This is a genomic window from Streptomyces sp. NPDC104367, assembly GCF_055583825.1.
Window position 1 is genome coordinate 113,303 of the sequence record NZ_JBVJND010000032.1, and the last position, 13,859, is coordinate 127,161.

General features: G+C 73.5%; 10 protein-coding genes and 1 pseudogene. 4 read left to right on the forward strand and 7 right to left on the reverse strand.

The genetic code is table 11. The annotated features are described in order from the left end of the window. Nucleotides 1-26 precede the first annotated feature (26 nt). The gene (locus tag ACZ619_RS36185; protein ID WP_469608300.1) at nucleotides 27-1,433 is read right to left on the reverse strand and encodes an NAD(P)/FAD-dependent oxidoreductase; all 1,407 of its coding nucleotides are present in this window, start codon (nucleotides 1,431-1,433) and stop codon (nucleotides 27-29) included. 9 nt (nucleotides 1,434-1,442) lie between these two features. Then, nucleotides 1,443-2,099 carry a rhomboid-like protein gene (locus tag ACZ619_RS36190; protein WP_469608302.1) on the reverse strand — a complete coding sequence of 219 codons (657 nt, stop codon included), beginning with the start codon at nucleotides 2,097-2,099 and terminating at the stop codon, nucleotides 1,443-1,445. An 85-nt stretch (nucleotides 2,100-2,184) separates the two neighbouring features. Between ACZ619_RS36190 and ACZ619_RS36195 the strand changes: the two genes are divergently transcribed. Next, entirely contained in the window at nucleotides 2,185-2,871 is a 687-nt protein-coding gene (locus ACZ619_RS36195; RefSeq protein WP_469608305.1) for a pentapeptide repeat-containing protein, read from the forward strand. A gap of 106 nt (nucleotides 2,872-2,977) precedes the next feature. Here ACZ619_RS36195 and ACZ619_RS36200 read toward each other — a convergent pair whose 3' ends face one another. Together ACZ619_RS36200 and ACZ619_RS36205 are read right to left on the reverse strand one after the other, a co-directional pair. Beyond that, complete coding sequence (locus tag ACZ619_RS36200; protein WP_469608308.1) at nucleotides 2,978-8,089, reverse strand: hypothetical protein; 5,112 nt, start codon at nucleotides 8,087-8,089, stop codon at nucleotides 2,978-2,980. Nucleotides 8,090-8,217: 128 nt separating this feature from the next. Further along, nucleotides 8,218-8,718 carry a hypothetical protein gene (locus ACZ619_RS36205; protein WP_469608310.1) on the reverse strand — a complete coding sequence of 167 codons (501 nt, stop codon included), beginning with the start codon at nucleotides 8,716-8,718 and terminating at the stop codon, nucleotides 8,218-8,220. A gap of 6 nt (nucleotides 8,719-8,724) precedes the next feature. Between ACZ619_RS36205 and ACZ619_RS36210 the strand changes: the two genes are divergently transcribed. Next, nucleotides 8,725-10,140, forward strand: coding sequence for a M1 family metallopeptidase (locus ACZ619_RS36210; protein ID WP_469608332.1), 1,416 nt, complete (start codon nucleotides 8,725-8,727; stop codon nucleotides 10,138-10,140). A gap of 18 nt (nucleotides 10,141-10,158) precedes the next feature. Here the strand turns inward: ACZ619_RS36210 and ACZ619_RS36215 are convergent, their stop codons facing one another. Continuing rightward, complete coding sequence (locus ACZ619_RS36215; protein ID WP_469608313.1) at nucleotides 10,159-10,695, reverse strand: MarR family winged helix-turn-helix transcriptional regulator; 537 nt, start codon at nucleotides 10,693-10,695, stop codon at nucleotides 10,159-10,161. Nucleotides 10,696-10,798: 103 nt separating this feature from the next. Between ACZ619_RS36215 and ACZ619_RS36220 the strand changes: the two genes are divergently transcribed. Then, nucleotides 10,799-12,055 (forward strand): flavin-dependent oxidoreductase, encoded by a 1,257-nt coding sequence (locus tag ACZ619_RS36220; protein WP_469608316.1) that lies wholly within the window; start codon nucleotides 10,799-10,801, stop codon nucleotides 12,053-12,055. Then, nucleotides 12,052-12,501: a DUF3237 domain-containing protein gene (locus tag ACZ619_RS36225; protein WP_469608319.1), complete on the forward strand. Its 450-nt coding sequence runs from the start codon at nucleotides 12,052-12,054 to the stop codon at nucleotides 12,499-12,501. The genes ACZ619_RS36220 and ACZ619_RS36225 overlap by 4 nt, the downstream gene beginning before the upstream one ends. Before the next feature lie 6 nt (nucleotides 12,502-12,507). Here the strand turns inward: ACZ619_RS36225 and ACZ619_RS36230 are convergent. Then, nucleotides 12,508-13,108 (reverse strand): annotated as a pseudogene (locus ACZ619_RS36230) (Uma2 family endonuclease). Continuing rightward, the coding region (locus ACZ619_RS36235; RefSeq protein WP_469608322.1) for a helix-turn-helix domain-containing protein at nucleotides 13,098-13,859 on the reverse strand (762 nt) is incomplete at its 5' end. The pseudogene ACZ619_RS36230 and the gene ACZ619_RS36235, both read right to left, overlap by 11 nt.

Genomic DNA, 13,859 nt, shown 5'->3' on the forward strand with positions numbered 1-13,859 from the left:
GCGGCGCCCGCGCGGCCGTGCGGTGGTCAGTGCCGCCCCGCCACCCGGTCCGCGATGCGGGCCAGGCGGGAGGACTCGCCGCTCGGGTGGAGCCGTTCGCGCTGGTCGGCGGCGCGGTAGGTGGCGTACATGCCCTGGACCCCCAGCCAGCGGAAGGGCTCCGGCTCCCACTTGCGCACCTTGTGGTTCACCCAGGGGAGTTCGGTGAGGTCGGTACGGCCGCCCTGGCCGGAGTCGAGCTGGACGAGGTCCCTGAGGGTGCGGGCGGCCAGGTTGGTGGTCGCGACGCCGGAGCCGACGTAGCCGCCCGCCCAGCCCAGGCCCGTCGTCCGGTCCAGGGTGACGGTCGCGCACCAGTCGCGCGGCACCCCGAGCACACCCGACCAGGCGTGCTCGATCCCGACCCCGGCGAGCGCCGGGAAGAAGCGCACGAGGATCTCCCGCAGCGCCTCGACGGTCGCCCCCTGCGTCCGGCCGTCGTTGTCCGTCCGCGACCCGAAGCGGTACGGCACCCCGCGCCCGCCGAGCGCGATCCGGCCGTCGGCCGTGCGCTGGGCGTACATGTAGGCGTGCGCCATGTCCCCGAGGGTCTCCAGGCCCGTCCAGCCCACCGACTCCCACTGCTCCTCGGTCAGCGGCTCGGTGGCGATCATCGAGGAGTTCATCGGCAGCCAGGTGCGCTTCTGGCCCTTGAGGTTCGCGGTGAAGCCCTCGGTGCAGCGCAGGATGTAGGGGGCGCGGACCGTGCCGTAGGGCGTGACGGCGTGCCGGGGGCGGATCTCGGTGACCGGGGTGGACTCGTGGATGTCGACGCCCAGCGCCTCCACGGCGGCCGCCAGACCCTTGACCAGCTTCACCGGGTGCAGCCGGGCGCCGTGCGGGGTCCAGGTGCCGCCCACCGCGTCGGCGACGCGGATCCGCTCCCGGGTCTCCCCGGCGCCGTACAGCTCGCGGTCCTTCTCGCCGTACGACAGCTCGTGCTCGTGGAACGCCTTGAGGCGGGCCAGCTGGGCCGGGGTGGTGGCCACCTCCAGCACGCCGCCCTTGTGCAGGTCGGCGTCGATCTCCTCGGCCGCGGTGACCGCGAGCACCTCGTCGACGGTCTCGTTCATGGCCTTCTGGAGGCGTACGGCGGCCTCGCGACCGTGCAGGGCCGCGTACCGGTCGCGGCCGGCGATGCCGTTGTACAGCCAGCCGCCGTTGCGGCCGGAGGCGCCGTAGCCGCAGAACTTCTGCTCCAGGACGGTGATGCGGAGGAAGGGGGCGGCCTTCTTCAGGTAGTAGGCGGTCCACAGGCCGGTGTACCCGCCGCCCACGATCACCACGTCCGCCGACGTGTCACCGGCGAGCGGCTCCCGCACCGCCGGGAGGCCGTCGTCCGCGTACCAGAAGGAGATGCCACCGTTCACGACACTGCTCGACGAGCTGCTCATGGCCGGACGTTAACCCTTGAGGGCGGCCAGTGTCTCCTTCGGATTCCATGCTTTTCCGCGCCCTCTGACCAGCGGATAGCAGGCGAGACCGATCAGTACGGAGGTGAAATGTCCCAGATCGGTGAAGGTCGGCGACTCGGTCAGCGGCAGGCCGTAGACCAGCAGGACGACCGTCAGGTACCCGTACCGCCAGGGCGTCGCGACCCGGTACGCGAGCACCCCGATCACCCCGGCGAGCGCGTAACTCACGCCGATGTCAAGGGTGTTGACCGCGGAGTAGGGGGCGATCCCGTCGCGGATGCCCTTGAGCAGCGCGCCCTCGCTGATCAGGGTGGCCAGCACGTGCGCGGCCACGCACACCGCCAGCCAGCGCACCGTCCCCAGCCAGCGCTCCGCCGGTGCGTGGAAAACGGTGTAGAGGAAGGCGTACGGAACCCAGTGCCCGCCGTCGATCCACATCGCGCTCGCGATCAGCACCCGCACCGGGTTGTCCGACAGCTCCCGGATGTTGGTGGACCGCTGCCGCAGGAACTGCTGCTCGAACGCCGGTGACATGTGGTGCAGCGCGACGGTCGTCACGAAGAGGATGGCCAGCCACACGTAGGCGCCGGGGGCGCTGCGGACGTACGCCCACACCCCGCCGCCGAGTCCCCGGAGAATTCGCATGAGCCGATTCATGCACGGCCGTGACCCCACCCGGGTGATCGACATCCCGGACGGGTTGTCAGTGGCGGCGGGCAGGATGGGGGGTATGGCGAGGACAGGTGCCGGTGGGACCGGCGGCGGCAGGGTGAAGGGCGCGCGGCGGCCGGAGGTGCGGCTGCCCCCGCTGGAGCCCTGGACCGGCGGTGAGCTGGAGCCGGACGGGGACTACGACGGGCTGGAGATCCGCGAGGCGGACTTCGCGGGGCAGGACGGGGCGGGCGCCCGCTTCATGGACTGCGCGCTGACGGGCTGCGCCCTCGACGAGGCGGTGCTGCGCCACGCCCGGGTGCTGGACTCGGTCCTCACCGGGGCGAGGGGCGTCGGCACGGACCTCGCCGACGCCACCCTGCGCGACGTCGAGGTGGTCGACGCACGCCTCGGCGGCACCCAGCTGCACGGCGCGGTGCTGGAGCGGGTGGTGATCCGCGGCGGCAAGATCGACTACCTCAACCTGCGCAGGGCCAGACTGCGGGACGTGGTCTTCGAGGGCTGCGTCCTGGTGGAGCCGGACTTCGGGGAGGCGGTTCTGGAGCGGGTCGAGTTCGACGGCTGCACCCTGAAGGGCGCGGACTTCAACGGGGTGACGATGAAGGACGTCGACCTGCGGGGCGCCGCCGCACTGGAGATCGCGCGCGGGGTGGACCGGCTGGCCGGGGCGGTGATCAGCATGTCCCAGCTGCTGGACCTGGCCCCGGTGCTGGCGGTGCAGCTGGGCATTCGAGTGCAGGACTGAGCGCCGGCGGCACCGCCCCGGGCCTCAGGCGCGCGCCGGCGGCACCGCCCCGGGCCTCAGGCGCGCGTCGGCGGCACAGCCTCAGGCCCGCGCCGGCGGCACAGCCTCAGGCCGGGGGTGGGGGCGCCGCCGTCCGCCGCAGGCCCAGCAGGTCGTCCGGGTCCTGGAGCAGCGCCGGCTGGGCGGCGATCATGCGGCGGACTGCGGGTTCCGGCATGCGGATCACCACCGGCCGGGGCAGCGTCAGCTCCCGTACGGCGGTGGCGCTACGGCTGGAGCGCATCCGGTCGGTCACCTTCGCCACCACCCGCACGTCCAGCGTGAACTGCACCAGGACCGAGGAGAGCTTCGGCTTGTGCAGCGGCATCGAGCCCGACGCGTTCACCGCCGTGTCGGCCCCGCCGCCCGTGCCGCCGGCGCTGCCCATCAGCTGGTTGAGGCGGAACTCGTCGGCGTTGAGCAGTCCGGCGCCCGCCAGACCGCGCGCCGAGCGGCCGTGGTCGGCCGAGCTGAGGCCGTCCGTCTGGGTGGGCCGCGGTGCCTCCAGGTGGCTCTGCCCCACCGTCTCGAAGGTCATCTTGTCGCCGACGCCCAGCACCCGCCCGTCCCGCAGCCGCGCGTGCAGGGACGCCCGCAGGTCCTGGCCCGTCGCCCCGGTGGCGTGCACCGGCGGCAGTTCCGCCCCGGCGGAGGTCAGCAGCGGCAGCGCCGAGGTGAGCCACTCGGTGGAGACGGCCTCGTGCAGGGTGTACGCGGCCGCCTGGCCCTTGGTCCGGAAGCGGTCCTTGCCGCCCGCCTCCCGGACCGCGGAGTTGACCAGCTCCCGCACCTGCGGGGCCCCTTGGAAGCCGTTGACCTGCGCCTCCATCGGCAGCCGCACCCCGCCGGAGCGCCAGCCGCCGAGCGCGGTCGGCCGGTCGTCCCGCGCCCCGGCGGCCGCCACCGGGGCGGGGCGCGGCGCGGTCAGCCGGCCGAGGGCCGCGAGGTCCTTGTCCAGGACGCGGTGGGTCAGCGCCTGGCGGCCGAGCGAGACCGTCGCCATCCGGCGGTCGCCCCGGTGCAGTTCGAGGGTCGCCTCGATCGGCACCCGCATCTTCGATGACTTGGCGGTCTTCGCCTCCGCGACCGTCTTCATGCCGAGCTGGCCGCGGCCGGCCGCGCCGGAGCGCCGCGAGTCGCCCGAGCCGTAGCCCAGTCCCGCCGCGCCGCCCATGCTCTTCAGCTGCCCGACCCCGCCGTCCGGTTTGCCGGAGCCGGCGAAAATGCCCTCCACGCCGGTGCTCACGCCCTCGTCGTGGGAGGTGGCCTGCTGGGTGACGGCCGCGGTGATGTACTCCATGTCCCGGCCGTCGTCCGCCGCGCCCTCGTAGCCGCCGTCACCCAGGCGGTTGACCTTGAACACCGCCCAGTACGGCGTCTTGCGGCCGTCGAACAGCTCGACGGTGACCCCGCCGTCCATGGCGCCGGAGAGCAGCCCGGCGCTGCCGTCGCGGTCCAGGACGCGCAGCAGCCGCTGCACGTTGTCGTTGCGGTCGGCCAGCTGCCGCCGGGGCAGCAGGTCGTCGGCGAGGCCCTGCTGTCCGTTCTCCGCGAGCCGGGCGCGCAGCCGGGCCAGCAGCGGCACGAAGTTGGGCAGGTTCTCGATCATGCCGAAGCCGAGCGGCAGCCCGCGGTCGAAGGACGGGCCGGTGCGCGGCGGCGCCGACGTGGAGGACCCCGCGGTGTCCCCGGTGCGGGCCTGCTCGCGGCCCTCGCGTTCAGCGCCCTTGCGGGAGCCCTCGGCCGGCCGCTGCCCGGGCCGGGACATCGGTTCCGGTTCGGGGTCGAGCTTCAGCTGCCTGCGGATGTGCGCCGGCAGCTGCGCCTCGGTCAGCCACACGGCCGCCTCGGCCGGCAGGGTGCGGCCGGCCGTCGCCACGTAGGGGCCGCCGCCGGTGACCTTGACCTCGGCGACCATGGTGACGAGCAGGTCGCACTGGACCAGGTAGAGCGGTGCCTTCTTCGGGGTGTGGGCGTTGCGCTCGATCGTGCCGGACAGGGCCGCGGACCGGGTGTCGCCCTCGCTGCTGGTGCGGTTCGCGGACAGGCCCTGGCCCAGCCGCCACTCGGGGCCGTTCTCCGAGCCGGTGGCGCCGACCTGCACCGTGCTGGTGGTGCCGGTGCCCTCCTGTCCGGCGGCCTGGTGTCCGCCGAGCACGAAGGTCTCGGTGCCGGGACCGGCCCCCTGGTGCAGGAACTTGGGGTTGGTCAGCGTGAGCCGGGTGCCCACGGCCCCGTTGAGCGCGGCGAGCCGGCGCGGGTAGCGCAGGTTCTTCACCACCCACCCGGAGGACGCGGCCTGGCGCAGCGAGGCGGTGATGGCCTGCGGCCCGAACCGTTCCTCGATCGCCAGCCGCGGCGCGAGCCCCTCCGTCCGGAGCGCGGGGTCCTCGCGGACGCCCTTGTTGCGGGCGGCGGCCCGGGACAGCAGCTGGAAGGCGAGGTCCCGGACGGCCTGGCCGTCGCCGACCGTCTCCACCAGCTGCCAGTCGCGCAGCGCCTGCCCGACGGACGGCCGGGGCACGAGCGTGGCCAGGTCGCCGATGCCCTCGGCGCTGACGGCGTGCTCGGGGCGCGGGGTCTGCGCCCGCCGCCTGTCGCGCACCGCGTCCTGGCGCCGCTTGCCCTCCTCGTCGAGGGTGAACTCGGTCGGGGTGACCAGCCGTACGTCCTGCTCCTCCAGGTGCAGGCCGGCCAGTGTGGTGGGCTCGGGGGCGTCCTGGCCGGGGGAGCCGGGGATGAGGGCGCGGCCGAGCTTGCGCTGCCGGGAGGTCATGGTGACGTCGACGTTCAGGCGCAGGGCCGCTCCGAAGCTGCTGGCCTTCTCGGAGCCGTTGGTGAGGACGTCCGTGCGGGTGGTGGGTCCCGCCTGGTTGCGGCGGGTGCCGGCGCGGTGTCTCTCGTAGCGGGCCGAGCCGGTCAGGGTGCCGGGGACGATCCTGGCCTGGCCGAGCACCAGACCGCCGATCGAGCGCGAACTGCTGCGTCCGCTCTGGGTGTTGCCGGTGACACCGGAGTGGCTGCGCACCAGCCAGTTGTCGGTGTCGCCGAGGTAGCCGGTCTCGCGCAGCTCCCCTCTCACCCGCAGCTGCACGTCGTGCGAGTGCAGCGTGCTCTTGCGGCGCAGCCGCACCCGGATGCCGGTCGAGGTCAGCTGGTCCTTGTTGACGCGCAGATTGGTCTCGGACAGGGCGGCCATCAGCTCGCGGTGGTTGCGCCGCTGGAGGGCGGCCTCCTCCTTGCCCGGTACCGAGGCGACCGTCTCCGTGCCGAAGGCGGGCAGGTAGCCGGCCAGCCGGGGGTCGGTCGCGAACAGCTGCTGCACCGCGCGCACCATGGGCCCGGTGTCGAGCCGGCTGAGGGTGACGCTGGAGCCCATGGCGCCGAACGGCAGGTGCCGCTCGACGTCGACCTCGTCGCCGTTCTCGTCGGTCCGTCTGGGCTTCTCGACGAACTCGCCGGCCTCGGTGCCGGGCGGCAGCGGCAGCCCGAGGGACTGCGCCTCGTCGGCTCTGAGGCTCATCCACACCCGCATCGAGTGCCGGGCGGCCCGGGTCCCGGGCCGCAGGATCATCCCGGCCGAGCGCGGTCCCGTGCCCTCCGCGGTGAACTCCACGGTCGCGAGGTAGAGCACCTTGTCGCCGCGCACCTCCGCGCCCTGGCGGCTGGACACGGTCTGCTCGGCCACCGTGAACCGCGCCTTGCGGGCCGCCGCGACCGGCATGGCCGTGGCCCGTACGACGGCCGCGTTGCCGGCCGCTCCGACGCCGATGGCCGGGCCCAGGCCGCCGGTGACGGAGCGGCCCTTGCCCGCGCTCTCGGTGACGGTGTGCTGGGTCTGCTGGTGGGTGCGCAGCTGGGTTCCGCCGGTGCCCCAGGCGGGGGACATGCCGGTGATCTCGGCGTGCAGGCGGTAGCTGCCGACGCTGCTGCCGTCCTTGGACGCCAGGTCCTCGCCGGTCACGCCGTCGCGCAGCAGCCGGGGCATGTCCTCCAGGACGGCCGGGGTGGAGGTGGCCTCGTAGAGGCGGGCGCGGCCGGGTGCGCCGGGCGCGGTGAGCGAGGGGTGCAGGACGCCGGCGACCGTGTCGAAGAGCCCGCCGCCGCCCTGGTGCGGGGCGGCGGCGTCGGAGACCGCGACCGGGGCCATGGAGTCGGCGAGGGAGACGCGCCGGGCGGTCTCCGCCCGGACGGGGGCCGGGGCGGCCGGGGCCACGGTGCCGGCCGGGACGAGGTGCTCGGTGGGCACGCGCTGGGTGAGGGTGCCGGGGCCGTGGAAGGTCTGCGCGTTCTCGGCGCCGTGCTTCTTGATCCGTACGCCGTAGCGGACCTTGCGGGGCGCTTCCACCGAGCCCTTGTCGCTGCGCAGCACGCGCGGTTCGGCCACGTTGCGCTGGCTGCGGGACTCCCGCGAGGACTGCCAGGGCTGGGCGGCGGCGAGGCCCGCGCCGCCCAGCCACAGGCCCGGTACGACGGGTGCGAGTCCGAAGGCCATGCCGCCCAGGCCGGTGCCGGCCCCGCCGCTCGCGGTGGTCGCGACGGTGGCGGCGGTGTTGTGCTGGACGTCGACCTTGGTGTCCTTGCCCTCGGCCTCGTCCACCGCGGCGAGCGGCGCTCCGTCCGGGTCCGGCACGGTGTTGGCGAGCAGGTCCCCCGGGTGGAAGACGGGCGGGCGGTCGTCGGCGGCGCGGGTGAGGGTGACGGTGACGTCGTACCACTCCTTGCCGGTCCTGCCCTTGACCGCGAAGGCGCGGCCCTGCCCGTAGTACGACTCGGGGCGTCCGGCCAGGTCGGCGGCGATCTCGGCGACGGTGCCCTCGCCGTGTCCGACGACGGCGGCGACGGCGGTGCGCACGAACTCGTGCCCGGTCAGTCCGTACGCCGTGGACAGCCCGGCGGCCTCGAAGTCCATGAGGTACGGCGGGAGCACGAGTCCGGGGGCGGTGAGCTCCTCCTCGATGACGGCCGGGGGCGCGGGCCGGGCGCGTCCGGCGGCGGGCCGGGAGACGCCCTTGCCCTTCCCGTTGCGCAGCGCGAGCGTGGTGGCCGCGTTCCCCGCCTTCCCCTGGAGGGCGAGCATGGCGTTCTCCCTGGGGCCGGCGGTCCGTGCGCCGGCCGCCCGGGAGGTCTCCGAAGGGGTGTCCTTGCCGTTGTCGCCTGCCTGTCGCTGCGTCCGCACGACCTCAACGTATGCACCGCGGACCTGCCCGAACCGCTGTCCGCCGACTCCTGCCGCACTTGTCATGTGCGGCTCTACGGGCGGTCAACTCCCGTACACCTGGCGGTCGCGAAACGGCGTCGAAACGATCAGGAGACCCTCGGGAAACGGGCCTGGAGGGTCCAGATCGCCGGGTTGTCGGCGAGGTCCTCGTGCATGTCGGTCAGGTCGGCGATCAGGTCGTGGAGGAAGTCCCTCGCCTCCCGGCGCAGTTCGGCGTGGGAGAAGGTGAGCGGGGGCTCCTCGGCCCGCATCCAGTCCGCCTCGACGTCCACCCAGCCGAAGCGGCGCTCGAAGAGCATGCGGTCGGTGGACTCGGTGAAGTCGAGCTCCGCGTGCTGGGGCCGGGAGGCCCGGGACCCGGCCGGGTCCCGGTCGATGCGCTCCACGATGTCGCACAGCGCCCACGCGAAGTCGAGCACCGGCACCCATCCCCAGGCTGTGGACAGCTCCCGGTCCGCCTTGGTGTCGGCGAGATAGACGTCCCCGCAGAACAGGTCGTGCCGCAGCGCGTGCACGTCCACCCGCCGGTAGTCGGTCTGGGGCGGGTCGGGGAAGCGGTTGGAGAGGGCGTAGCCGATGTCGAGCACATGCCGATGGTGTCATGGCGTCCTACGATCACGAGCGTGCCCCGATCCACGCCCCTGCTCGCCTCTCTCCTGCTGGCCCTCGCCCTCACCGCGTGCGACGGCGGGGTCCAGGGAACCCCGGGCGGCTCGGGCCTGCACGACCCGTACTTCCCGAAGGCGGGCAACGGCGGCTACGACGTCGGACACTACGGCCTCACCCTCGCCTACGACCCCGGCACCCGCCGCCTCACCGGCACCGCCGTCGTCACCGCCCGCGCCACCCGGGACCTCACCGCGTTCGACCTCGACCTGGCGGGGATGGACGTCGACTCGGTGACCGTCGGGGGCCGCCGGGCCCGCTGGAACCGGGCGGGCCAGGAGCTGACGATCCGCCCCCACGACGACCTGAGGAAGGGCGAGACCTTCGCCGCCACCGTGCGCTACTCGGGCCGCCCGGAGAAGATCACCGACCCCGACGGCTCCGAGGAGGGCTGGCTGCGCACCGCCGACGGAGCGCTGGCCCTCGGCGAACCGGTCGGCTCGATGGCCTGGTTCCCCGGCAACGACCACCCCTCGGACAAGGCGTCGTACGACATCGCGGTCACCGTCCCCGAGGGCCTCCAGGCCGTCTCCAACGGGGAGCTGAGGAGCGAGACGACGAAGAACGGCCGGACCACCTTCGTCTGGCACAGCGCCGAGCCGATGGCGAGCTACCTCGCCACGGTCGCCGTCGGCCGCTACACGGTCACCCGCTCCACGACCCCCGGCGGTCTGCCGGTGTACGTCGCGGTGGATCCGACGCAGGTGACGGCGAGCCGGGCGGTGCTCGCGAGGATCCCCGAGATCATCGCGTGGGAGGCGGACAACTTCGGCCCCTACCCGTTCTCCTCCACGGGCGCGATCGTGGACCGCCCGGCGGACGCCGGGTACGCGCTGGAGACCCAGACCCGGCCCGTCTTCCCCGGCGCCCCGGACACCGCCACCCTCGTCCACGAGCTCGCCCACCAGTGGTACGGCGACTCCGTCACCCCGCGGACCTGGCGCGACATGTGGCTCAACGAGGGCTTCGCGACCTACGCGGAGTGGCTCTGGGACGAGGACCACGGCGGCCCCACCGCCCAGCGCACCTTCGACAAGGTCTACGCCACCCCGGCCGGCGACGAGGACCTCTGGGGCTTCCCGCCCGCCGACCCGCCGAGCGCCGCGTACATCTCGGAGCGGCCCGTCTACGACCGGGGCGCGATGGTCCTCCAGAAGATCCGCCAGAAGGTCGGCGACGACCGCTTCCACGCCATCGTCCGGGGCTGGTCGGCCGCCCACCGCCACGGCAACGCGGACACCGCCCGGTTCACCGCGTACGTCGAGAAGGCGGCACCCGGCGAGGACTTCTCCGCGATCTGGAAGACATGGCTGTACGGCGACGGGAAACCGGCCCGACCCTAGCGGTCAGGTCAGGTCAGGTCAGGTCAGGTCGGCCGGGCGGGACCGCAGCATCCGTGACAGCAGCCCGGCCAGCGCCTCCTGCTCCGGGCGGTCCAGCACCCCGAACCACTGCTCCTCCCGCGCCGTCTGCTCGGCGAAGGCCTCCCGCACCGCGCGCTCGCCCGCCTCCGTCAGCGCCACCAGCACCGCCCGGCCGTCACCGGGCACCGCGCGCCGCTCGACCAGACCGCCCCGCTCCAGGGTGTTCACCACGTTGGTCACCGCCGACCGGGACATCACCGCGATCTCGGCCAGCCGCACCGGCTGGGTGGGGCCGAGCACCCACAGTTTGAACATCAGCCGGAACCCGGGCAGCGTCCAGCCGCGCGGCCGGTGCACCCGGGACTCCAGGTCGGTGACGAGCAGGTACGCGAGTTGCAGCAGATGGTGCGCGACCGTGAACGCCTCCGCCTCCGCGGGCGTCCGGCTCCGGGCCAGCCACTCCCGTGCGGTGGCCGCGTACCGCAGGTCCGCGGGCAGGTCGTCGTCGGGATCGCCGGGGCGCGCTGTGCTCATGCCCCCAGTCTCCCCGGCCGGCGGCCCGGGTCGGCACCGGTCGGCCGGGTTATTGTTACGGCCATAACAAGATGGGGCTTCGGACACGGAAACGGAGGCGCCCGTGCGCATCGTCATCGCAGGGGCCGGCATCGGCGGTCTCACGGCCGCCCTCAGCCTGCACGCGGCGGGGTTCACCGATGTCACCGTCCATGAGGCGGCCGAGGAGATCCGGCCGCTCGGCGTCGGCATCAACCTGCTGCCCCACGCCGTCCGCGAGCTGACCGAACTCGGTCTCGGCGAGCGGGTGGACGCCATCGCCGTCGCCACCGCCGAACTCGCCTACTTCAACCGGTACGGCACCCCGATCTGGTCCGAGCCGCGCGGCCGGGACGCCGGGTACGCGTGGCCGCAGTACTCCGTGCACCGCGGCCGGCTCCAGATGCTGCTGCTGGACGCGGTGCGCGAACGTCTCGGCGCGCACGCCGTCGTCACCGGCAGCAGGATCACCGGGCCCGGCGACGAGGACCTGCTGATCGGCGCGGACGGCATCAACTCCGCCGTCCGCGCGCACCTCTACCCCGACGAGGGCCCGCCGCCGTGGAACGGCCTGGTCCTGTGGCGCGGCGTCACCCGCGGGGACGGCTTCCTCACCGGCCGCTCCATGATCATGGCGGGCGACGGCACCCAGAAGTTCGTCGCCTACCCGATCGAGACCGGGAACGGCCGCCCGCTGGTCAACTGGATCGCCGAGCGGCCGCTGGAGGGCGAGCCGCCGGAGCGCGGCAACTGGAACCGCCCCGCCGACGCGGCCGTCGTGGGCCGCCACTTCGCCGACTGGCGCTTCGACTGGCTCGACGTGCCCGCCCTCATCGCCGGTGCGGAGGCCGTGTACGAGTACCCGATGGTCGACCGCGACCCCCTCCCGCGCTGGACGCACGGCAGGGTCACGCTGCTCGGCGACGCCGCCCACGCCATGTACCCCATCGGGTCCAACGGCGCCTCCCAGGCCGTCCTCGACGCCCGGGTCCTGGCCCACTGCCTCGCCCACGGCGACCTCGCCGCCTACGAGGCCCTGCGGCGCCCCGCCACCACCTCGCTCCAGGAGTCGAACCGGCGGATGGGCCCGGAGGTCGTCATGAAGATCGCCCACGAGCGCGCCCCCGGGGGCTTCACCGACATCGAGGACGTGGTCCCGCACGAGGAGCGGGCCCGCATCGCCGCCTCCTACAAGAACATCGCCGGCTTCGACGCCAAAGCGCTGAACGACCGGCACTCCTGGAGCGTCGGCCGCCTGGCCGGGAACACCTCACCCCGACCGGCGGCCCCGCACCGCCCCGCCGCCCCCGAACCCGCCCGCGAGGAGAGCACCGCACCGTGAACCTGGAACCGCTCGCGACCTTCCGCGTCGAACTCGACCCGCCGCTCGATCTCGGCACCACCCCCGTGGGCCACCGCAAGATCATCAACATCACCGGCGGTGACTTCGAGGGACCCCGCCTGTCCGGCACGATCCTGTCCGGCGGCGCGGACTGGCAGGTCGTCCAGCCGGACGGCACCGCCGCCATCGACACCCGCTACACGCTGCGCACCCACGACGGCGCCCTGATCTACATCTCCACCTCCGGCGTCCGCCACGGCTCGCCCGAGGTGCTCGCCCGGATCGCCGCCGGGGAGCAGGTGGACCCGTCCGCCTACTACTTCCGGCTCTTCTGCCGCTTCGAGACCGGCGACGAGCGCTACCACTGGCTCAACCGCACCCTCGCCGTCGCCTCCGCGGCCCGCACCGCCGACGCCGTCCGCTACGAGGCCTACGCCCTCACCTGAGCGCCCTTACCGAGCACTGGGCTGATAACGCGGCAGACCGTCCGTGGCGATCGTCCACTCGCCGATGGTGACGTCCTCGCCGTAGAGGAAGTCCTTGCGGGTCGCGTAGCGCGGGCCGTCGGGGGTGGGGTGGATGTCGGTGAGGACGGCCGGTGCCGGTACGGGGGTCGAAGACCGCGTAGACCGGGATGCCGATGAGGGGGTAGTCGCGGATCTTGGAGACCCAGTCGTTCTCGGGGTTGGAGCGGGAGACGACCTCGACGGCGGCGATGAGGGCGCGCGGGTCGAAGGAGCCCGGGACGTCCATGTCCTTCCAGGCGATCACCATCAGATCGGGGCGACGCATGATCCCCTCGGACTCGTCCTCGACATCAGGCTCGCCCGTATGGGCCACGAGCTCTTCCGGCATGACCCTTTCGAGGCGTTTCCGAAGATGCGCAGTGGTCAGCCCGTGTGGGCCGACGGGCGCCATCATGTCGTGAACGATCCCTTCCTTGGTGATCTCGAATGTGCCGGGCACCGTGTCGTCCGTGGACTGGATGAAGTCCCGCATGGCCCGGTACCGGTGGGAGGCGCCCTGCTGCGCGTCGTCGGCCTCAGTGCTCATGGCGCTCGCTTCTCGTCAGCGCCCGGGGGCAAGGATCGTGGCTTTCATGCTGGGCGGCCTCCGGGGGTTCGGTTCGGCAGTCGCGGCAGTGTCCGGGGGCGGGGGAGCGGAAGCCGCGGTCGCAGCGGTCGCAGTTCTGGAGTGGGGGCGGTGGCCCCGGCCGGGGCTGCGCCGGTGGGCGGAACGGCGGTAGGGGCGGCAGCTTGTCCGTGAGTCGGTGGGCGAGGAGGGCGGCGGGGCGGTGCAGGTGTCCGGGGGGTAGGTCGTGGCTGAGGGCGTGGGCTACGGCGGTGGGGGTGACGTCTCGTTCCAGCCAGGCGGCGACTCCGGGGGCGAGGTGTTCGGTGTCGGTGGCCGAGAGCAGCAGTCGGGAGTCGTGGCGGCGGAGTCCGGCGAGGACGTCAAGGGCTTGCTGGAGGAGTGCGGGGGCGGTGCAGGAGGGCTGGGGGACTGCGGGGAGGGCTTTGCGGGGCGGTTTCCGCGGTGGTTTCGGTCGTGCTGCGGGTTCGGTCTCGGACTGACGGCCGTGGTGTCCGGGTCGGTTGCAGGAGACGGTGCGGGTGATGATCCGGCCGTCGGGGATGCGCTTGCGTTCGCGTCGCAGGTAGCCCTCGGTCTCCAGTTCCCGTAAGGCGGCGGAGATGCGGGTGCGTCCCTCGGGGAAGCGGGTGGCCAGGGACTTGATGTCGACGTGGGCGCCCTTGGGGAGCGACTGGATGTGGACGCCGAGTCCGATGGCGAGCGCGGAGAG